At 68.9% G+C, this 19829-nt stretch carries 17 protein-coding genes; 7 read left to right on the forward strand and 10 right to left on the reverse strand.

The features are described 5' to 3' along the window. Positions 1 to 33: 33 nt before the first annotated feature. Positions 34 to 1755 carry a gamma-glutamyltransferase gene (gene ggt, locus J8I33_RS02460; RefSeq protein ID WP_050010847.1) on the reverse strand — a complete coding sequence of 574 codons (1722 nt, stop codon included), beginning with the start codon at positions 1753 to 1755 and terminating at the stop codon, positions 34 to 36. 398 nt (positions 1756 to 2153) lie between these two features. Here ggt and J8I33_RS02465 point away from each other — a divergent pair, with 398 nt between their 5' ends. From J8I33_RS02465 to J8I33_RS02475, 3 genes are all read left to right on the forward strand, one after another. Then, positions 2154 to 2678, forward strand: coding sequence for a metal-dependent hydrolase (locus tag J8I33_RS02465; RefSeq protein ID WP_209932861.1), 525 nt, complete (start codon positions 2154 to 2156; stop codon positions 2676 to 2678). A gap of 277 nt (positions 2679 to 2955) precedes the next feature. Continuing rightward, a complete protein-coding gene (locus J8I33_RS02470; RefSeq protein ID WP_209932863.1) occupies positions 2956 to 7467 on the forward strand; it encodes a DEAD/DEAH box helicase in 4512 nt (1503 codons plus the stop codon). Between the two features lie 139 nt (positions 7468 to 7606). Continuing rightward, positions 7607 to 8881, forward strand: a complete 1275-nt coding sequence (locus tag J8I33_RS02475; protein ID WP_124650949.1) for an amino acid permease — start codon at positions 7607 to 7609, stop codon at positions 8879 to 8881. A 96-nt stretch (positions 8882 to 8977) separates the two neighbouring features. On the opposite strand, the gene J8I33_RS02480 is transcribed toward J8I33_RS02475, so the two are convergent. From J8I33_RS02480 to J8I33_RS02495, 4 genes are all read right to left on the reverse strand, one after another. Continuing rightward, the gene (locus tag J8I33_RS02480) at positions 8978 to 9274 is read right to left on the reverse strand and encodes an XRE family transcriptional regulator (protein WP_012338300.1); all 297 of its coding nucleotides are present in this window, start codon (positions 9272 to 9274) and stop codon (positions 8978 to 8980) included. Between the two features lie 73 nt (positions 9275 to 9347). Then, positions 9348 to 9707 (reverse strand): type II toxin-antitoxin system RelE/ParE family toxin, encoded by a 360-nt coding sequence (locus J8I33_RS02485; protein WP_124554150.1) that lies wholly within the window; start codon positions 9705 to 9707, stop codon positions 9348 to 9350. A 128-nt stretch (positions 9708 to 9835) separates the two neighbouring features. Next, positions 9836 to 10822, reverse strand: coding sequence for a pca operon transcription factor PcaQ (gene pcaQ / locus J8I33_RS02490; protein ID WP_050010839.1), 987 nt, complete (start codon positions 10820 to 10822; stop codon positions 9836 to 9838). Between the two features lie 77 nt (positions 10823 to 10899). Further along, positions 10900 to 11637, reverse strand: a complete 738-nt coding sequence (locus tag J8I33_RS02495; protein WP_050010837.1) for a helix-turn-helix transcriptional regulator — start codon at positions 11635 to 11637, stop codon at positions 10900 to 10902. Positions 11638 to 11757: 120 nt separating this feature from the next. On the opposite strand from J8I33_RS02495, the gene J8I33_RS02500 reads away from it, so the two are divergent. The 3 genes from J8I33_RS02500 to pcaG all read left to right on the forward strand — a co-directional run bounded on the left by J8I33_RS02500 (position 11758) and on the right by pcaG (position 13904). Further along, positions 11758 to 12324, forward strand: a complete 567-nt coding sequence (locus J8I33_RS02500) for a YiiX/YebB-like N1pC/P60 family cysteine hydrolase (protein WP_050010835.1) — start codon at positions 11758 to 11760, stop codon at positions 12322 to 12324. Positions 12325 to 12599: 275 nt separating this feature from the next. Further along, on the forward strand, positions 12600 to 13307 hold the full coding sequence (gene pcaH, locus J8I33_RS02505; RefSeq protein ID WP_006489685.1) for a protocatechuate 3,4-dioxygenase subunit beta: 708 nt from the start codon (positions 12600 to 12602) through the stop codon (positions 13305 to 13307). Positions 13308 to 13310: 3 nt separating this feature from the next. Next, positions 13311 to 13904, forward strand: a complete 594-nt coding sequence (gene pcaG / locus J8I33_RS02510; RefSeq protein ID WP_050010832.1) for a protocatechuate 3,4-dioxygenase subunit alpha — start codon at positions 13311 to 13313, stop codon at positions 13902 to 13904. A 429-nt stretch (positions 13905 to 14333) separates the two neighbouring features. Here the strand turns inward: pcaG and J8I33_RS02515 are convergent, their stop codons facing one another. Then, positions 14334 to 15113, reverse strand: coding sequence for a helix-turn-helix transcriptional regulator (locus tag J8I33_RS02515; protein WP_209932865.1), 780 nt, complete (start codon positions 15111 to 15113; stop codon positions 14334 to 14336). A gap of 143 nt (positions 15114 to 15256) precedes the next feature. Here J8I33_RS02515 and J8I33_RS02520 point away from each other — a divergent pair, with 143 nt between their 5' ends. Continuing rightward, a complete protein-coding gene (locus J8I33_RS02520; RefSeq protein WP_209932869.1) occupies positions 15257 to 16036 on the forward strand; it encodes an alpha/beta hydrolase in 780 nt (259 codons plus the stop codon). Positions 16037 to 16071: 35 nt separating this feature from the next. Here J8I33_RS02520 and J8I33_RS02525 read toward each other — a convergent pair whose 3' ends face one another. Genes J8I33_RS02525 through gsiC form a run of 4 tightly spaced genes read right to left on the reverse strand, consistent with a single transcriptional unit; the run spans position 16072 to position 19799 of the window. Beyond that, positions 16072 to 16899, reverse strand: a complete 828-nt coding sequence (locus J8I33_RS02525) for a M55 family metallopeptidase (protein ID WP_209925387.1) — start codon at positions 16897 to 16899, stop codon at positions 16072 to 16074. Further along, positions 16896 to 17978 (reverse strand): P1 family peptidase, encoded by a 1083-nt coding sequence (locus tag J8I33_RS02530; RefSeq protein WP_209932871.1) that lies wholly within the window; start codon positions 17976 to 17978, stop codon positions 16896 to 16898. Before J8I33_RS02530 ends, J8I33_RS02525 begins: the two co-directional genes overlap by 4 nt. After that, entirely contained in the window at positions 17978 to 18871 is an 894-nt protein-coding gene (gene gsiD, locus J8I33_RS02535; RefSeq protein ID WP_050010827.1) for a glutathione ABC transporter permease GsiD, read from the reverse strand. Before gsiD ends, J8I33_RS02530 begins: the two co-directional genes overlap by 1 nt. A gap of 7 nt (positions 18872 to 18878) precedes the next feature. Next, positions 18879 to 19799, reverse strand: coding sequence for a glutathione ABC transporter permease GsiC (gene gsiC, locus J8I33_RS02540; RefSeq protein ID WP_050010825.1), 921 nt, complete (start codon positions 19797 to 19799; stop codon positions 18879 to 18881). Positions 19800 to 19829: the final 30 nt, after the last annotated feature.

Consider the following 19829-nt stretch of genomic DNA (forward strand, 5'->3'; position numbering starts at 1 on the left):
CGCTTCACGTCAACGTCAACGTCAACGTCAACGTCAACGAATGACCCGCGTCACGCCCCGCCCGCGCGGATCGGCCATCGCCTCCGGCGTCTTGCCATCGATCTTGATGACCTGGATGTCGCCGCTGAAATCCTGCCCCTTCAGCGTATAGCCGCGCGCCTCGATCTGCTTCGCGAGTTCGCCTTCGATCGGGTGGTACGGCTCCCAGAAGATCGTGTTCGGCGGCAGCAGCTGGTGATGGAAACGCATCGCGCCGACCGCTTCCTTCAGCGGCATCTTGAAGTCGTAGATGTTGTTGATCACCTGGAAGATCGACGTGAAGATGCGCGAGCCGCCCGGCGTGCCGATCACCAGCGACACCTTGCCGTCCTTCGTCATGATCGTCGGCGACATCGACGACAGCGGGCGCTTCTTCGGTTCGATCGCGTTCGCGTCGCTGCCGACCACGCCGAACATGTTTGCGACGCCCGGCTTCGCGGAGAAGTCGTCCATCTCGTCGTTCAGCACGATGCCCGTGCCGTCGGCGATCACGCCCGAGCCGAAATAGCCGTTGATCGTGTACGTGTTCGATACCGCGTTGCCCCACTTGTCGACCACCGAGAAATGCGTCGTTTCGGCCTTCTCCGGCATCGTCGTGCCGAGGCCCGGCTGCACGCTCTTCGTGTCCGACGGCTCCTTCGGGTTGACCTCGGCCGCGCGCTTCGCGATGTACGCGTCGTCGGTCAGCTGCGCGATCGGCACCTTGTAGAAGTCGGGATCGCCGAGATACTGCGCGCGATCGGCGAACACGCGCTTTTCGATTTCCGCGACGAGGTGGATGTACTGCGGCGAGTTGAGCTTCACGCCCTCGAAGTCCTGCTTGAGGTCGGCCTTCATCTTCAGCAACTGCACGAGGCCGATGCCGCCGGAGCTCGGCGGCGGCGCGGTGATCACGTCATAGCCGTTCCACTTCGCCTGCACCGGCTGGCGCCACACCGCGCGGTACTGCGCGAGATCTTCGGTCGTGATCAGCCCGTTGCCGTCGCCGGTCTTCATCGACGCGGCGATCAGTTCGGCCGTCTTGCCCTTGTAGAAGCCCTCCGCGCCGCCGTTCGCGATGCGCGTCAGCACGTCGGCGAGATCGGGCTGCTTGAAGTTCGCGCCGGCCTTCAGCCCGGAAAAATACTTGTCGAAGTTGGTCTTGCCGCCAAACTCCTTCGATGCGTCGACGCCGCGCTGCGCGAGCTGTTCGTCGACGACGAAGCCGTCGCGCGCGTAGTGGATCGCCGGCGCGAGCACCTGCTTCCATTTCAGCTTGCCGAAGCGCTTCTGCGCCTCCCACATGCCCGCGACCGTGCCCGGCACGCCGACCGCGCGCGGGCCGTACAGGCTCATGCCCTTGACGACGTTGCCGTCCTTGTCGAGGTACATGTCCTTCGTCGCGGCGAGCGGCGCGCGCTCGCGGTAATCGATGAAGTACGGCTTGCCGTCCTTGTAGATCGTCATGAAGCCGCCGCCGCCGATGTTGCCGGCTTCCGGGTACGTGACGGCCAGCGTGAACGCGATCGCGACGGCTGCGTCGATCGCGTTGCCGCCTTCCTTGAAGATCCGCTCCGCGGCATCCGCGCTGTACTTGTCGGCCACCGCCACCGCCGAGCTCGTCAGGACCGCGGGCTGCGGCCCCTTCGCGTAGGCGGGCGCGTTCGGCAGGAAGCCGATGCCGGCCACCGTCGCCAGCACGGCGGCGGATGATTTGAAGCGATTCAGCGTAGTCATTGCATGTCCCCCATGTGGATCTCCTTCAGGCACGACAAGCACCTGATCCGTGGATGGCCGCTGGCGCGCCGACGGCCATATGCCGGCTTCGTAGTATAGGGGCACAAAAAGGGTCGAACACGCGGCGCGCGACGAAAGCGTGCCGCGTGTGTGCGGCCGGTCACGTTGCGGCGCCGCGACGCACACGTGGAGCGTTCGGCACCGCCTGCGGCGCGCGCCGTCGCGCAATGCACAAAACCGAAAGTTGCGAATCGCGCGGCATGCCGTGCATTGCGCGTAAAAAAATCTGCAAACGCGCCGCGCGCGGCTCAGGCCGATCTGCGAAGATAGCGCCCCGCTTGCGCGCCGCATCATCGTTTCGTGCACGCGCCGCTTCACGTTTCCTCGTCTCGCTCGCTATGGCATCACACAATGCGCATCACGCGTCCGGCTTCGCGGCCGGCGTCGCCGCCGCCGTCCTCGTCGCGCAAACCGGCGCAACCGGCCCGTGGCATTCGGGCATGCTCGCCGCGTTCGCGGCGGGCGTCGCGGGCGGCACCGCGCCCGACTGGCTCGAAGTCGCCTGGTGGAGCCGCAAACGCCGCCTGTGGATCACGCATCGCACCCTCACGCACTGGGGTATCGGCTGGGTCGCGCTGCTCGCGCTCGGCTGGCACGGGCTCACCCATCATCCGCATCCGCTGTGGGCCGCGCCGCTGTTCGGCTTCGCCTGCGGCGGCGTGATGCACCTGCTCTCCGACTGGCCCAATCCGCTCGGCGTACCGTGGATCTGGCGGCGCCATTCGCTGAACCTGTGGAACAGCGGGCGTTGCGACCTGATCGTCGTGGCCGCCGCGTGGGGCGGCACGCTGTGGCTCGCGCAGTCGCTGTGGTCGCGTGCGCCGTTGGTGGAACACTGGCTCGGCTGGCTGCATCGCGTCTAGGAGCGGTTCGCGCTCATCACGCACGTTCCGCTGTTCGGAAAAATTCAGGCTTGGGGCTCGGCCCAGTTGCAATTCGACACAATTCAGCGCGCGCTCGGCGTGCCGGCGGGCACGCAACTTTCCGTCGATTGAAAGCACGGCGCGGGCCCCCATCTGAATTGGAATCGTCGGCACGCATGCCCGGCACGCGCGCGCGGCGTCTGGCACACTGACAATTCGATTCGCGTGCGATCCGTCGCACGCTCGCCCCCCGCTCGCACCCTATTTCAACGCTCCGATGGACGTCACAGCTACCCGCCCTGCCGCCCGCGCGCTCGACGTGTTCCACCCGGCCGTCGCCGCGTGGTTCCGCCGCACGTTCGCCGCGCCGACCGGCGCGCAGGCGCTCGCGTGGCCGCACATCAAGGCCGGCCGCTCGACGCTCGTCGCCGCGCCGACCGGCTCCGGCAAGACGCTCACCGCGTTCCTGTGCGCGCTCGACGATCTGGTGCGCGATGCGCTCGCGCATGACGGCACGCTGCCCGACGCGACGCTGGTCGTCTACGTATCGCCGCTGAAGGCGCTGTCGAACGACATCCACGTGAACCTCGACGCGCCGCTCGCCGGCATCGCGGAATCGCTCGCGCAACTCGGCCTGCCGGTGCCCGCGATCCGCACCGCGGTGCGCACCGGCGACACGACGCAGGCCGAACGCGCCGCGCTGCGCAAGCGCGCGCCGCACATCCTCGTCACCACACCCGAATCGCTGTACGTGCTGCTGTCGTCCACGTCGGGGCGGCAAATGCTGTCGAACGTGCGCTCGGTCATCGTCGACGAAATCCATGCGCTTGCGTCATCCAAGCGCGGCAGCCATCTCGCGCTGTCGCTCGAACGCCTCGACGCGCTGGTCGGCCGCGCGCTGCCGCGCATCGGGCTGTCGGCCACGCAAAAGCCGATCGACGCGGTCGCGCGCTTCCTGGTCGGCGGGCCGGCCGACGCGCCGCGCGACTGCGCGATCGTCGACACGGGCCACACGCGCGAGCGCGATCTCGCGCTCGAACTGCCGAACGTGCCGCTCGAACCGGTGATGGCGACCGACGTGTGGGAACAGGTGTACGACCGCATCGCGGGGCTCGCGGCCGCGCACCGCACGACGCTGGTGTTCGTCAACACGCGCCGCACCGCCGAGCGCATGGCGCGCCATCTCGCCGACCGGCTCGGCAAGGACGCGATCGCCGCGCATCACGGCAGTCTCGCGAAGGAGCACCGCTTCGACGCCGAGCAGCGCCTGAAGCGCGGCGAACTGAAACTGCTCGTCGCGACCGCGTCGCTCGAACTGGGCATCGACATCGGCGACGTCGATCTCGTCTGCCAGGTCGGCTCGCCGCGCGGCATCGCGCCGTTCCTGCAACGCGTCGGCCGCTCGGGGCACCACGTCGGCGGCGTGCCGAAGGGGCGGCTCTTTCCGCTGTCGCGCGACGAGCTGGTCGAATGCGCGGCGCTGCTCGACTGCGTGCAGCGCGGCGAACTCGACGCGCTGCGGATTCCCGAAGCGCCGCTCGACGTGCTCGCGCAGCAGATCGTCGCCGAAGTCGCGTGCACGGAATGGCAGGAAGACGCGCTGTATGCGAGCTTCACGCGCGCCGCGCCGTACGCGCGGCTGACGCGCGAGCGCTTCGACGAAGTGATGAAGATGCTCGCCGAAGGGTTCACGAGCCGGCGCGGCGTGCGCGGCGCATACCTGCATCGCGACGTGGTGGGCGGCACCGTGCGCGGCCGCCGCAACGCGATGATGACCGCGACCACTTCCGGCGGCACGATCCCCGACATGGCCGACTACGCGGTGCTGCTCGAACCGCAGGGCATCCAGGTGGGCACAGTCAACGAGGATTTCGCGATCGAGAGCCTGGCCGGCGACGTGTTCCAGTTGGGCAACCAGTCGTACCGGATCATTCGTGTGGAGACGGGCCGCGTGCGTGTCGAGGATGCGCAGGGTCAATCGCCGAGCATTCCGTTCTGGCTCGGCGAGGGGCTCGGGCGCAGCGACGAGCTGTCGATGGCGGTCGGCCGGTTGCGTGCGCGGCTCGATGCGCTGTTCGCGGAAGGCGACCGGCATCCGCGGGCCGACACGGCGAAGCACGCGAACGTCACCGAGGCCGGCAAGACGACCGCCCGCGGCAAACCCCGAAAAGCGGCCGCTGACACTGACGCGCTGCCCGCCGTCTCGCCCGACAACGCGCCCGGCGGCACCGCGCTCGCCCCCACCGAAAGCCGCCTCGCCCCCGCGTTGCGCTGGCTCGTCGACGATCTGCACCTGTCGCCCGACGCCGCGCGCCAGATCGCCGACTACCTCGCGCGCACCCGCGCCGCGCTCGGCGCGTTGCCGACGCAGGACACGCTCGTGATGGAGCGTTTCTTCGACGAATCGGGCGGCACGCAGCTCGTGATCCATTCGCCGTTCGGCAGCCGGATCAACCGCGCCTGGGGGCTCGCGCTGCGCAAGCGCTTCTGCCGCAACTTCAACTTCGAACTGCAGGCCGCCGCGACCGACGACGCGATCATCCTGTCGCTGTCGCTCGCGCACAGCTTCGCGCTCGACGAAGTGTGGCGCTACCTGCGTTCGGCCAGCGCCGAGCACGTGCTGACCCAGGCGCTGCTCGACGCGCCGATGTTCGGCGTGCGCTGGCGCTGGAACGCGACCACCGCGCTCGCGCTGCCGCGCTTCACCGGCGGCCGGCGCACCGCGCCGCAACTGCAGCGGATGAAGAGCGACGATCTGCTCGCGACGGTGTTCCCCGATCAGGTCGCGTGCCTCGAGAACATCGTCGGCGAACGCGAGATTCCGCATCATCCGCTCGTCGACCAGACGCTCGACGACTGCCTGCACGACGCGATGGACACCGACGGCTGGCTCGCGCTGCTGCGCCGGATCGAAAGCGGCGCGATCGAGCTCGTCGCGCGCGACTTGCCCGCGCCGTCGCCGCTCGCGGCCGAGATCCTGAACGCGAAGCCCTACGCATTCCTCGACGATGCGCCGCTCGAGGAACGCCGCACGCAGGCCGTGCAGTCGCGCCGCTGGAGCGATCCCGAATCGGCCGACGATCTTGGTGCGCTCGACGCCGACGCAATCGACGCGGTGCGTGACGAAGCGTGGCCGCTCGTGCGCGACGCCGACGAAATGCATGATGCGCTGCTCACGCTCGCGTGCGTCGCCGACAGCGAGGCGCACGCGCACGCAGGCTGGCCCGAGCGATTGGCGGAACTCGCGGAACGCCGCCGCGCGACGAAACTCGCCACGCCGGGCGGCGCCGCGCTGTGGGTGCCGGTCGAGCGGCTCGTCTGCCTGCGCGCGCTGCATGCGGACGCCCGTGCGACACCAGCGCTCAAGGTGCCGGCCGCATGCGTGCAGCCGTGGGAAGCCGATGCGGCGCTCGTCGACGTGATCCGCGCGCGGCTCACCGGCTTCGGGCCGTTGACGCTCGATGCGATCGCCGCGCCGCTCGGGCTGCCGCCCGCGTCGGTGGCGACGGCGCTCGCGGCGCTGGAGCGCGAAGGCTACGTGATGCGCGGCCGCTTCACGCCGGGCGCGACGATCGACGAATGGTGCGAACGCCACCTGCTCGCGCGCATTCATCGCTATACGGTGAAGCGGCTGCGTCGCGAGATCGAGCCGGTCGAACGCGCCGATTTCATGCGCTTCCTGTTCCACTGGCAGCACCTGACGCCCGACACGCGCGGCACCGGCCGCGACGCGCTGGCAGCCGTGGTCGAACAGCTCGAAGGCTACGAGGCCGCGGCAAGCGCGTGGGAAGACGCGCTGCTGCCCGCGCGGCTCACCGACTACACGGCGGGCGGCCTCGACGAGTTGTGCCGCTCGGGCAAGCTCGTGTGGACCCGCATCGGCGCGCCGGCGCGCGCGGCCGGCACGCCCGTGAAGACGACGCCAATCGTGCTGCTGCCACGCCGCCATCTTTCCGCGTGGCAGGCGCTGCGGGACCCCGATGCGCAACCGGCGCTGTCCGCGCGCGCCACGCAAGTGCGCGACGCACTCGCCGCGCACGGCGCGATGTTCTTCGATGCGCTGCTTGACGACCTGCGCATGCTGCCCGTCGAACTCGAACAGGCGCTCGGCGAACTCGTGTCGGCCGGCCTCGTGAATGCGGACAGCTACGCGGGCCTGCGCGCGCTGCTGAAGCCGGCCGTCAAGCGCAGCGCGACGTATGCGCCACGCACGCGCCGCGGCGGCGCGCTGATCGGCGGGATGGACGACGCCGGCCGCTGGGCGCTCGTACAGCGTCAGGCACCGCCGGATGACGACACGCCTGCACCGAAACGCAACCTCGCCACGACCGATCCCGACGCGCTCGAACATATCGTGTGGACGCTGCTGCGCCGCTACGGCGTCGTGTTCTGGCGGCTGCTCGAACGCGAAGCCGACTGGCTGCCCAGCTGGCGCGAACTCGTGCGCGTGCTGCAGCGCCTCGAAGCACGCGGCGAGATTCGCGGCGGTCGCTTCGTCGCCGGGCTCGCGGGCGAGCAGTTCGCGCTGCCCGAGGCCATCCCGATCCTGCGCGAACTCCGACGGCAACCGGGCGACGGACAATACCTATGCGTGACGGGCGCCGATCCGCTGAATCTCGCCGGCACGCTGTTGCCCGGCGACAAGGTGCCGGCGCTGGCCGGCAATCGCGTGCTGTTCCGCGATGGCGTGCCCGTCGCCTCGCTGGTATCGGGTACGTTCCATTACGCGCCCGACCTGTCGCCTGCCGCGCGCGAGGACGCGCGCCTGCGGCTCGCGCGTTCCTGCTGACATCGGCTGACACGGTCGCGGCACGAGACTACTCATCGCCGGGCCGCGCGAGCGCCATCGTTCGGGTAGCATCGGTGATCGACCGCGCGGGCTTTCGCGCGTCGTCCACACAAAACAAGACTCCCGGAGACTGCCGCTCATGCCTTCGCATGCCGATTCGCCCGCTGCTCATCACGCGGGTTCGCTGACCATTTTCCAGGGCGCCGCGCTCTATATCGGCGCGGTGCTCGGCACCGGCGTGATCGCGCTGCCCGCGCTCGCCGCCGAAGTCGCGGGGCCGGCCTCGCTGCTCGCATGGGCGGCGCTCGTCGTGCTGTCCGGGCCGCTCGCGGCCACCTTCGCCGCACTCGGCGCCCGCTATCCCGATGCGGGCGGTGTGTCGACCTACGCGCGGCGCGCGTTCGGCCCGAAGGCTGCCGCCATCGTCGGCTGGTGCTTCTATTTCGCGGTGCCTGCCGGCGCACCGGCGGCCGCGATGTTCGGCGGTGCATACGTCGCGGCCGTCACGGGCGGCGGACACACGACGGTCATCGTCACCGCCGCCGCGCTGATCGCGACCGTGTCGGCCGCAAATGCATTCGGCGTCACCGTGTCGGGCCGCATGCAACTGGTGTTGTCGGCGCTGCTCGTCGCGCTGCTGCTCGCCGCGGTGCTTGCGTCCGCGCCGCATGCGCGCACCGCGAACCTGCATCCGTTCGCCCCGCATGGCTGGCTCGCCGTCGGCCAGGCCGCCGCGCTGCTCGTATGGAGCTTCGCCGGCTGGGAAGCGATCACCCATCTCGCGGCCGAATTCCGCCGGCCCGCGCACGACATGCCGCGTTCGGCCGGCATCGCGGTCGTGGTCGTCGGGTTCCTGTATCTGTCGGTCGCCGCCGCGAGCGTGACGGTGCTCGGGCCTTCCGCAGGCGCATCGGGCGCGCCGCTCGCCGAACTGATCGCGGGCGGCATCGGCGGCCATGCGCAAGTGCTGGCGGCGGCCGCCGCGCTGCTGCTCACGCTCGGCACGATGAACGCGTATTTCGCGGGCGCGGCCAAGCTCGGCGCGGCGCTCGGACGCGACGGCGCGTTGCCTGCGTGGCTCGCGCAAGGCAGCCAGGTGGGCGGCGTGCCGCGCCGCAGCCTCGGCGTGATCGCCGTGCTCGCGGCCGTCGCACTGGCCGCCACGGCGCTGTCGGACGTCGGGCCGAAGCCGCTCGTGCTTGTGACGTCCGGATGTTTCGTGATGGTGTATGGGCTCGGCGCGGCGGCCGCGCTGAAACTGTTGCCGCGTGGCGGCATCGCGTATCGCTGCGCGTGGATTTCGCTGATTGCGGTGGCCGGACTGTTCATGACGACCGGCTGGTATTTCCTGTTCCCGCTACTGCTCGCGGGCGGCGCACTGCTTTATCTGCAGGTCGCCGGCCCGCGCAAATGACCCGGCATGCGCCCGCGGGCCGACGCCGGCCCGCTCGCCCCGCCCGGCGCGCGAACCATCACGTCGAGCCGCCCGTGCGCCGTTCGTTCACGCCGGTCAGGCCGGCACCAGCTCGAAGCTGAGCCGTTTGCCGAGCGCGGCGGCCGCGCTCGCGAGCGTCGCCAGCGTGAGGCTCGTGTCGGTTTCGTCGAGCAGACGGTTGAGTGCGGCGCGGCTGGTTTTCATCCGCGCGGCCATCGCCGTTTTCGTGATGTGCTGCGCCTTCATTTCCTGCCCGATCTGCCACGCGATCACGCGCTTGATCGCGGTGGCGGTGGCCGCTTCGAGATTGCCGTCCGCTTCGAGAAAGGCATCGAAATCGCTGCCGATATGCGGATTGTTCGTGGTCGTCATGTCGTACTCCAGTGCATGGCGTTGCCGGCTGCCCGACCGTCGGAGACGGTGTATTCCGGCGCAACCGGGGAATTCAGATGGCGTGCGTCAGCGCTTTCAGGCGCGCGACGGTGACGTCGAGATCGTTCGACGGCGTGGCGCGCGACTGCTTGAAGAAGCCGTGCAGCAGCACCATCGTGTCGCCGACGACCGTGAACAGCACGCGAGCGCTGCGCCCCGGCACCGCCACGCGGATCTCCCAAAGATCCTTCGCCATCTTGCGGACCAGCGGCATGCCGAGCGGCCAGCCGAGTTGAACGGTCTTGATCTCTTCGCCGATCGCCCTTCGATCCACTTGCCCGAGCGCGTTGAGCCATTCGCGCACCGGCTCGTTGCCGCGGGCCGAGCGAAAGAACCGCACGCCGAGCGTGGCCTGAATCTGCTGTCTCGTCATCGTCTTGCCGCCAATCGTATCAAAAACGGTACGATATGCCAAGCACCCCTATGACGGCTACTGGCCGAATGGCGGATCCCTGCAGCAAGAAAGGAGATCGGGCCCGGCGCGTCGCCCGGCCCGATGAATCAACGCTTGCCGCGACCGGGCTTGCGCGCCGCACGCGGCGCCCGGTGCGGGTGCGCATCGCCGAACCGCGATCGCGCGATGTCGCGCACCGCGTCGATCAGCGTCCGCGCGACCGGCGACGGTTGCGCATCGGTACGCAGCACGAGCCCGACCGGCTCGTCCGTGCCCGCCGACGGCAGCGGCAGGCGCGCCAGCGCGCCGGCCGACAGATCGTATTCGGCCGCATAGAGCGGCACGAACCAGACCGCGTCATTCTCGAGCGCCAAGGCGCGCGCGACCGATACCGACAGCACCTCGATGAACGAATCCAGTGGCGGCGCGCCGCATGCGCCGAGCAGTTGCTCGGCGGACTGGCGGATCAACGTGCCGAACGGCGGCAGCACGACCGGATAGCGCGCCAGCTCGGCGGCCGGCGCCGCGCTCGCGAGCAGCGGATGCCCCGCGCGCACGACCGCGACGAGCGGCTCGTTGTACAACTGCTCGAACGCGAGCCCGATCATCCGCTCGGGCTCCGACAGCCGACCGATCGCGCACTCGATCGCGCCGGATTTCAGACGCTCGAGCAACTCGGCGTTCGCGGCCGTCGCGATCCGCACGACGATGCGCGGCCAGCGCGCGGTCAGCGCCTTCATCAAGGCCGGCGCGAGCGAGGCCGCGACGGTCGGCAGCATGCCGATTTCCAGCGTCGCGGCGGCCGCCCCGCCCTCGCGCGCCAGCAGCCCGACGCCCTGCCGCAGCGCCAGCACGCACGCGTTCGCGTGCGGCATGAACAGCTGCGCTTCGCGGGTCGGCTGCGCGCCGTGCCGGCCGCGCTCGAACAGCTTCACGCCGAGGATCGCCTCCAGTTCGGCGATCGTCTTCGACACGGCCGGTTGCGTGATCGACAGGCTTTCGGCCGCCTTCTGCACGCCGCCCAGCTGCGCGACCGCGAGAAAACACTGCAGGTGCCGGAATTTGACACGGCCGTCGGCGATACGGTTATTCATAACGAGTCGTTATGCGAATGATGATGAATCGCCATTTTGCATAACTTTCCGGAAAGGCCCAAGCATTCGGCGCGGCATCACGCATGGCGCCGCAGCGCGTGGAATCCCGTCGGCTCCCAGATTCGTTTCGCGATCAGGAGGGCCGTACCGTGCTTCTGCCCCAGCGGCGCGGACGACGACTCCGCATGCAGCGCCGCCGCCTTGCTGGCGAGCCGCCGCAGTTCCTGTTCGAGCTCCGCGGCAGCCGCGTCCGTCAGCATCCCCTGCAGGAACGTCATCGTCTCGCCCGGGCCGTCGAAGCGGCTGCCGAGAAAGTCGTCGAGCACGTGCGCATGGAAGTAGCGGCGAATCGGCCCGCCCGGCAGCCAGTCGAAATCGCGCGCGACGCGCACGCGAATCCGGTCGCCGGGCAGCAGCGCGATCACGTTCATCCGGTCGAGCATCAGCAGATATTTCACGCACTCGGCCTGCGTGAGCCGATAGGCCGACACGATGTCCTGCACGGTCCAGTAGTTGATCGCGCAGACGGCGACCAGCAGCAGTTTCTCGTCCGACACCAGCAACGCCTCCTGCTGCTCGGTCAGCACGCGCAAGCGCGGCGCGGACGCCGACGCTTCCTGCACGAGCTCGGCGAGCGTATAGCCGAGCAGTTGGGCGATCTCCGCGACACGCTCCAGCGTGAAGCGGCCGCTCGCGAACAGCCGCTTCACGCTCGTCTCGGACACGTCCAGCGCACGCGCGACGTCCCGGTAAGTCATTCCCTGCGCCTTCAGCTGGCGCTTCAGCGTTTCGATCAGTTGGGCGGTCTCGGTCATGGCAGTATCGAAAAATGATGCTCGAGGTCGGATATTAGGCTACTTGCGCATCCACATCAGCACTTTTGGTTACTTGTCTGCATAATCCGCTCCGTCCTGTCACGCAACGACGGAGCCGAAATGACGACCCGAATCGACACTGCCCTCTGCGAACCGCACCACGCCGCCCCGCGCGATGCACGCGACACCGATCGCACGATGCCGCTCGCGACCGTGCGCACGCTGGCCGCCGGCGCACATGTCGGCGATCTGGTGTTCATCCGCGTACCGGCCGGTGCATCGGATGCCGCGGCTGGCGCGGTCGACACCTGGGCCAATCGCTTCGGCATCGTCGTCGATACGTCGGGCGACGAACCGCTGATCGCCGAGTCCACCGCGTTTGCGTGGACGAAGCTCACGCCGCTGTCGCGCTTCGTCGCCCGTACCGACGGCGGACGCATCGCACTGGCGCGCCGCGTCGCGGCAGCGTCGGCCGACGCGCAGCGCCACGTTCATGCGCTGGCCGAACAGCGAATCGATGCGCTGCTCGGCAGTCGCTTGAACCTGCGGGCGCGGCGCAGCTTCTGCGCGCAGTACGTGACCGACGTGCTCGGCGCCGGCCACGCGTCGACACCGTCGGCGCTGCTGCGCAGCGGCACGCTGGTGCTCGAATTCGACGGGATCGTCTTCGATCCCCGCCATCCATGACGACGGGCACGCTCGGGGAGACCGGATAACAACGAGAACGAAAGACAAAAAACAGCGACGGGCTGGCTGGAGGGCCGTGCACGGGGTCGTCACCGACGACGCGAAGCCCGATCGCTTTTTCCGCCGGACAGGTTGCCTGTCCGGCGGAATTTTCATTGTCAGCACGAACATAACGAACGGTTATGCGATTCGCGAAAAAAGGTCATTTTGCATAACTTTCCGGATTGGCTAAAGTCGTGCCATCCACTTCGCGAAAAACTGACAGGAGACGCCCGATGGATTCCCCCACGATCCTCACGCCGCGCGACTGGCCGTCGCATCCGGCCTATGTTCACCCCGAGTACCGTTCGTCCGTCAAGCGCGGCCCGACCCGCCCGCTGATCCCGCTGAAGGAGAAGCTGCGCGACCAGTACGCGCCCGTCTACGGCGCGGAAGATCTCGGCGCGCTCGACCATGACCTGACGAAGAACGCCGTGAAGAACGGCGAGCCGCTCGGCGAGCGGATGGTCGTCACCGGCCGCGTGCTCGACGAAGGCGGCAAGCCCGTGCGCAACACGCTCGTCGAGGTGTGGCAGGCCAACGCGGCCGGCCGCTACGTGCACAAGGTCGACCAGCACGATGCACCGCTCGACCCGAACTTCCTCGGTGCCGGCCGCTGCCTGACCGACGACGAAGGCCGCTACCGCTTCCTGACGATCAAGCCCGGCGCGTATCCGTGGGGCAACCATCCGAACGCGTGGCGCCCGAATCACATCCACTTCTCGCTGTTCGGCGATTACTTCGGCTCGCGTCTCGTCACGCAGATGTACTTCCCCGGCGATCCGCTGCTCGCGTACGACCCGATCTTTCAGGGCACGCCCGAGGCCGCGCGCGATCGCCTGATCTCGCGCTTCTCGATGGACATCACCGAAGAAGGCTATGCGCTCGGCTACGAATTCGACATCGTGCTGCGCGGCCGCGACGCCACCCCGATGGAGCGCTGAACCATGACGACGCTGAAGCAAACCCCTTCGCAGACGGTCGGCCCGTACTTCGCGTACGGCCTGTGCCCGCAGCAATACGACTACGACCTGAAAAGCCTGTTCACGCCGACGATTGCCGCCGCGCACGCCGAAGGCGAGCATGTGCTGCTGGTCGGGCAGGTGTTCGACGGCGACGGCAACGTCGTCGGCGACGCGGTGCTGGAATTCACGCAGGTGGACGGCGCGGGCCGCTATCCCGCGTCGCGCGACGACATCGCGAAATCCGGCTTCACGGGTTTCGCGCGCGTCGGCACGGGCACCGATCCGCAGCAGCGCTTCGTCGTCGAGACGGTGAAGCCGGGCCGCGTCGCCGCCGACGACGCGCCGCACATCAACGTGACCGTGATGATGCGCGGGATCCTCACCCATGCGTTCACGCGTGTGTACTTCGACGACGAGGCCGCCGCGAACGCGACCGACCCCGTGCTGAACGCGGTGCCCGCCGAGCGACGCGCGACGCTCGTCGCGAAACGCGACGCGCAGCCGGGCCGGCCGGTCGTCTATCGCTTCGACATCCGCATGCAGGGGCCGGACGAAACCGTGTTCTTCGACGTTTGACGCGTGCGCCGGCGCACGTCGGCTTCGCCTGCAACCGCACCGCCGCGTGGCGCGATACCGATGGGCATCGCGCCACGCGGCGTTTGGGGGGACTCCGTCGCCCGCATTCGATGGTGCGGCGCATCGTGACCGGCGGAGCCGCGGATGCCCGTCCTCATCGGTTTTCCGCTCCGATATCGAATGCGCAATCGGAACGTATGCTGCGACAGCACATGAATCGTGGGATCGACACGATATCGTTTGCGCGTTATGCAGCGTATGCTTCGTTATCCGCAACGAGCCGGCAGGATTGAATCGGACGAAGCAACAATGATATGGACGATGCGCGACGCTGCCCGACAGGCCGGTCGCGCATTTTTTCACACGGAGTGCCTTTGAACGCGTCTGGCCGAAGTTGGCGGACGCGTATTTTTTGGCGGCAGGCACCGCCTAGCGGCGACTCTCCAGATACCGGCTCGGCGTGTCGCCCAGAATGCGGCGAAACGCCGACGTGAACGCACTCGCGCTCGCATAGCCGAGATCGAGCGCGACGCGCGTCACCGGCTGCCCGTCGGTCAGGCGGGCAATCGCCGCGAGCATGCACACCTGCTGGCGCCACGCGGCAAAACTCACGCCCGTCTGCGCGCGGAACTGCCGCGTGAACGTGCGCCGGCTCACGCCCGCGTCGGCCGCGACCCGGTCGAGATCGGCCGCGATCGACGGCGCCGCGAACAGGTGCCGGCACACCTTCGCCAGCCGCGCGTCGGCCGGCAGCGGCGCATGCAGCGACAGGCGCGGCATCGTCGCGATTTCGGCGACCAGCAGATCCATCAGCTTGCCCGCGCGGCCGTCGACGTCGTACATCGCCGGCAGGTCGATCGCATCGTCGATCAACTGTCGCAGCAGCGCCGACACGCCATGCACGCCGCATTGGGCCGGCAGGCCGGCCGCCTGCGCGGCGTCCGCGGCCACGAACACGTTGAGCATCGTGACCGGCCCGGTCATCGTCATTTCGTGCCGCACGCCGGCCGGTATCCAGCACGCGCGCTGCGGCGGCACCAGCCAGCGGCCGTGCGGCGTCGACACGCTGATCGTGCCGCGCGACGCGAACGCGAATTGTCCGCGCACGTGCGCGTGATCCGGAAACGTCGTGCCCGCCGCATAGTCGTTGGCGGTCACGACCACGCTCCGGGGAATGTGTTCGTAGGGATCTAGCTGCGTATTTCTCACGGCCCGAATTCCATCATCAATGACCCGATATCGAAGGCGGGTCGCCTTCGAACAATCTACGATCCGCTCCACCGTTGCGCGACCTCCCGGCCGCGACACCCGCCGGCCTGGTCGGCCGGATGGCAAACCTCATCGGAGCGGACATGCCCAATACGTTTCATCGCGTGGGGGACGGCCCCCACCCCGTTCTCGTGCTGCACGGCTGGTTCGGCGACGCCCGCGCGTTCGAACCGCTCGAAGCCTGGCTAGCGCACGAGCACTTCAGCTATGTATTCATGGACTACCGAGGTTACGGCCGTATGCACGACGCCCACGGCAACTACACGATCGACGAGATCGCCGCCGACACGCTCGCCCTCGCCGACGCGCTCGGCTTCCCGACCTTCAGTCTCGTCGGCCATTCGATGGGTGGCATGGCGATCGAGAAGATCGCCGCCATCGCGCCCGACCGCGTGCGCGCGCTGGTGGCGATCGCGCCCGTGCCGTGCGGCGGTCTGCCGTTCGACGCCGCGCGACGCGCGCTGTTCGAGCGGGCCGCCGACCACCTCGCCGATCGCCGGACCATCATCGACCGCAGCACCGGTAACCGGCTACCCGCCGCCTGGATCGAGTGGAAAGCCGCGTATTCGGCAGCCTGTTCGTCGGCGCGGGCATTCGCCGCGTACTTCCGCGCGTGGGCCGATACGGATTTCAGCGAAGAGATCACGGGCATCCATCCGGTCAAGGTACTGATCGGCGAGCACGATCCGGCGTTCGACGCGGCGCTGATGGCCCGCACCTACCTGCGGCGCTATCCGCTCGCCAGCGTCGACGTGCTGCGCAATGCCGGCCATTATCCGATGAACGAAACCCCGCTCGCGCTGGTCGCGGCGATGGAAGCATTCCTGCTCGCCGCGACGGTTGGCACCGTCGCGACCGGCTGACCGGCCGCGCACCGGCGGCGGCGTCGCAGCACGCATTACCGCAGCATGAACGACATCGCCGACAGGCTGTTCAGCGTGCGCACCACGTGCTCGACCGACGGCCCGTCGAAGCGCAGCGTCACCGCATCGACGCGCTCGAGCGACGGCAGCACGCAGAACAGGTCGGCGAGCGCGACCGTCTGCACGCGCAGCGTGCAAGCGGCCGGCGCGGGCCGATGCGCGCCTGCGCGCACGCCGGACGACAGCGCATGCGCGACCGTTTCCCGCGCGGCGGTCGCGATCCGCGCGCACGACGCCGACGGCGTCAGCGTCTCGCCGCTCGATGCGCCGCCGGCCGTCTTGACCGTCTCGAAACGCGCGTCCGGAAACAGCGGCTGGGTTTCCTCGGCGAATACGTCGTCGCCGGTCGCGAGCGCGACATGCGCGCCGTATTCGCGCGCCAGCGCGCCGTACAGCCCGGCTTCGCCGAGCTCGACGCCGTTCAGCCATACCTGCGTGAACGCAAAGCTGTTGATCGTGTGCGCGAGCACGCCGCGCGTCTGCGATTTCGCGTGATAGCCGATCATGAACACGAGATCGGGCTGCTGTTCGACGCCCGTCATCATCCCGAGCGTACGCGGCTTGCCGAGCACGACGCGCGCCCGCGCATCGAGCCCGTCGGGCAGCAGGTTGCGGAAGCCGCCATGCGAATCGTTGACCCAGACGGCCAGCGCGCCGCCCGCGAACGCGCCTTCGATCGCCGCGTTCGCCTCGGCGGTCATCCAGCGGCGCGCGCGCTCGTATTCCGGATTGCCGGCGCGCGTCTGCTCGGTCGCGAATACGCCGGCGACGCCCTCGATGTCGGTCGAGATCAGGATCTTCATGACAGGGTCGAACGTCCTTCGTTGTATTCGTTGAACCACCGGTCGAGATCGGGCACCGCGTCGCGCAGCGATGGCCGCACGTGGCCGTCGCGCCCGGCGACCGTTACCGCTTGCAGCAACGCGTCGGCGATCGCGTGCTCGACGCTTTCGGCCGCGGCCATGAACAGCGGATCGAGCGCCGCATCGGCCACGAGGGCCGGCAGCGCGATCGTCGATGCGTCAGGCGCGATCGTGTAGGCGGTCGAGAACGCGAGCGCGATGTCGCCGCTGCCATGCCCGTACACGGAACCGGTGCGGGCCAGCCCCGCCGCCGCGCGGCGCGCGAGCCGCGTCAACTGCCGCGCGTCGAGCGGCGCGTCGGTCGCCAGCAACAGGATGATCGAGCCCTGCTCGGGCGGCGCCGCGTGCGCGGCGTCGGCCGCGCGCCGTTGCGCGACGACGCGGCCGAGCGGTACGCCGCCGAGCGTCAGCATCGGCAGCCGGCCGAAATTCGCGAGCACGAGCGCGCCGACCGTATAGGGGCGGCCGGCCGCGACGGCGACGCGCGACGCGGAACCGATCCCGCCTTTCAAGTCGAAGCACGACATCCCGCGCCCGGCGCCCACCGCGCCGCGTGCGACGTCGCGCGACGCCGCGCGGCACGCGTCGTCGTAATGCGCGGCGGTGACCGCGAACGCCTGGATGTCGTTCAGGTAACCGTCGTTGCACTCGAACACGAGCGGATTGACGGTCGGCCAGTCGCGGCCGATCCGCGGATTCGCGGCGATCGCCGCGCGGATCTGCGCCTCTGCGACCGCGCCGACGCCGAACGTATTAGTCAGCGCGATCGGCGTATCGAGCGTGCCGAGTTCGTCGACCTGCACGAGCCCGACGCTCTTGCCGAAACCGTTGATCACGGCCGCCCCCGCCGGCACCTTGCTGCGGTACACGTCGCCCGGATGCGGCTTCACGACGGTCACGCCCGTCTGCACGCTGCCGGTGTCGAGCGTGCAATGACCGACCATCACGCCCGGCACGTCGGCGATCGTGCCGCGCGGCCCGGCCGGCAGCGTCGCGGTCCACATCGGCGCAGCCTGCATCAACGGCGCTCCAGCTTCGGGTCGAGCGCGTCGCGCAGCCCGTCGCCGAGCAGGTTGAACGCGAGCACGGTCAGGAAGATCGCGAGGCTCGGGAACACCGCGATGTGCGGCGCCGTCACCATGTCCGCGCGCGCCTCGTTGAGCATCGCGCCCCACTCCGGCGTCGGCGGCTGCGCGCCGAGCCCGAGGAACGACAGGCTCGCGGCGGTGATGATCGACGTGCCGATCCGCATCGTGAAGTAGACGACGACCGACGACACGGTGCCCGGCAGGATGTGCCGCATGATGATCGTCCAGTCGGACGCGCCGATGCTGCGCGCGGCCTCGACGTAGGTCATGTGCTTGAGCATCAGCGTGTTGCCGCGCACGAGCCGCGCGAACGCCGGGATGCTGAAGATCGCGACCGCGCAGATCACGTTGACCATCCCGTTGCCGAGGATCGCGACCACGCCGATCGCGAGCAGGATGCCCGGGAACGCGAACAGCACGTCGGCGACGCGCATCGTGATGCGGTCCCACCAGCCTTCGTAATAGCCGGCGAGCAGCCCGAAGAACGTGCCGATCACCGCGCCGAGCGCCACCGAGAAGAAGCCGGCCGCGAGTGAGATGCGCGTGCCCGCGACGATCCGGCTGAAGATGTCGCGGCCGAGCGAATCGACGCCGAACCAGTGCACGGCCGACGGCCCCGCGTTCAGCGCGTCGTAGTCGAAATAGTTTTCCGGATCGAACGGCACGATGTGCGGGCCGACGAACGCGAGCACGACGAGCGCCAGCACGAAGCCGCCCGCAATGAGCGCAATGGTCTGCTTGCGGAACTTGCGCCAGAATTCGCGCCACGGCGTGCGGATCGCGGTCGTTGCGGCCGGCGCCGCGGGCTGGACAGTCGCGTTCATGCGGGCCTCACTTGAACCGGATGGTCGGGTTGATGACCGCGTACAGCACGTCGACGGTCAGGTTGATCAGGATGAATTCCAGCGAGAACAGCAGCACGATCGCCTGGATCACCGGGTAGTCGCGCATCGTCACCGCGTCGACCAGCAGGCGCCCGAGCCCCGGCCAGTTGAACACGGCCTCGACGACGATCGAGCCGCCGAGCAGGAAGCCGAACTGCAGCCCCATCATCGTGACGACCGGGATCATCGCGTTGCGCAGGCAGTGCTTGAGCACGACCATCGGTTCATGCACGCCCTTCGCGCGCGCGGTGCGCACGAAATCCTCGTTCAGCACTTCGACGAACGACGCGCGCGTGAAGCGCGCCATCACCGCCGCGACCGCGGCGCCGAGCGTCAGCGACGGCAGCACGTAGCTCTTCCACGTGCCGTCCGGCACGACCGGCAGCCAGCCGAGCTTCACCGAGAAGATCTCCATCAGCAGCATGCCGAGCGCGAACGCAGGAAACGAGATGCCCGACACCGCGAGCGTCATGCCGAGCCGATCAGGCCAGCGATTGCGCCAGACCGCCGACGCAATGCCGATCGCCATCCCGAACGCCGTCGCCCACCCCATGCTGACGAGCGTCAACAGCAGCGTCGGCATGAAGCGCTCGCCGATCTCGGTCGATACCGGCCGCTTGCTGCGCGTCGACATCCCGAAATCGCCGTGCGCGATCTTCGCGAAGAAACGCGCGAACTGTGCGGGCAGCGGCCGGTCGAGCCCGAGATCGGCGCGCACGAGCGCGACGGTCGCCTCGTCGGCTTCGGGACCGGCCGCGAGCCGCGCCGGGTCGCCCGGCAGCAGATGCACGAACAGGAACACCAGCACCGCGACGATCGCGAGCGTGGGCAGCAGGCCGAACAGGCGTTTGACGAGGAAATTCAGCATGGGACACCGATCGAATCAGCGCACCGGCGG

It is taken from the genome of Burkholderia sp. AcTa6-5, assembly GCF_017815075.1.
Classification (GTDB): Bacteria; Pseudomonadota; Gammaproteobacteria; order Burkholderiales; family Burkholderiaceae; genus Burkholderia; species Burkholderia sola.

Excerpts from the sequence above, each read along its gene's own strand:
- J8I33_RS02475 (WP_124650949.1), top strand. The coding sequence starts at position 7,607 with ATGCCTTCGCATGCCGATTCGCCCGCTGCTCATCACGCGGGTTCGCTG.
- J8I33_RS02525 (WP_209925387.1), bottom strand. The coding sequence starts at position 16,899 with ATGAAGATCCTGATCTCGACCGACATCGAGGGCGTCGCCGGCGTATTC.
- ggt (WP_050010847.1), bottom strand. The coding sequence starts at position 1,755 with ATGACTACGCTGAATCGCTTCAAATCATCCGCCGCCGTGCTGGCGACG.
- gsiC (WP_050010825.1), bottom strand. The coding sequence starts at position 19,799 with ATGCTGAATTTCCTCGTCAAACGCCTGTTCGGCCTGCTGCCCACGCTC.
- J8I33_RS02465 (WP_209932861.1), top strand. The coding sequence starts at position 2,154 with ATGGCATCACACAATGCGCATCACGCGTCCGGCTTCGCGGCCGGCGTC.
- pcaH (WP_006489685.1), top strand. The coding sequence starts at position 12,600 with ATGGATTCCCCCACGATCCTCACGCCGCGCGACTGGCCGTCGCATCCG.
- J8I33_RS02500 (WP_050010835.1), top strand. The coding sequence starts at position 11,758 with ATGACGACCCGAATCGACACTGCCCTCTGCGAACCGCACCACGCCGCC.
- J8I33_RS02485 (WP_124554150.1), bottom strand. The coding sequence starts at position 9,707 with ATGACGAGACAGCAGATTCAGGCCACGCTCGGCGTGCGGTTCTTTCGC.
- J8I33_RS02495 (WP_050010837.1), bottom strand. The coding sequence starts at position 11,637 with ATGACCGAGACCGCCCAACTGATCGAAACGCTGAAGCGCCAGCTGAAG.
- J8I33_RS02520 (WP_209932869.1), top strand. The coding sequence starts at position 15,257 with ATGCCCAATACGTTTCATCGCGTGGGGGACGGCCCCCACCCCGTTCTC.
- J8I33_RS02480 (WP_012338300.1), bottom strand. The coding sequence starts at position 9,274 with ATGACGACCACGAACAATCCGCATATCGGCAGCGATTTCGATGCCTTT.
- gsiD (WP_050010827.1), bottom strand. The coding sequence starts at position 18,871 with ATGAACGCGACTGTCCAGCCCGCGGCGCCGGCCGCAACGACCGCGATC.
- J8I33_RS02530 (WP_209932871.1), bottom strand. The coding sequence starts at position 17,978 with ATGCAGGCTGCGCCGATGTGGACCGCGACGCTGCCGGCCGGGCCGCGC.
- pcaQ (WP_050010839.1), bottom strand. The coding sequence starts at position 10,822 with ATGAATAACCGTATCGCCGACGGCCGTGTCAAATTCCGGCACCTGCAG.
- J8I33_RS02470 (WP_209932863.1), top strand. The coding sequence starts at position 2,956 with ATGGACGTCACAGCTACCCGCCCTGCCGCCCGCGCGCTCGACGTGTTC.
- pcaG (WP_050010832.1), top strand. The coding sequence starts at position 13,311 with ATGACGACGCTGAAGCAAACCCCTTCGCAGACGGTCGGCCCGTACTTC.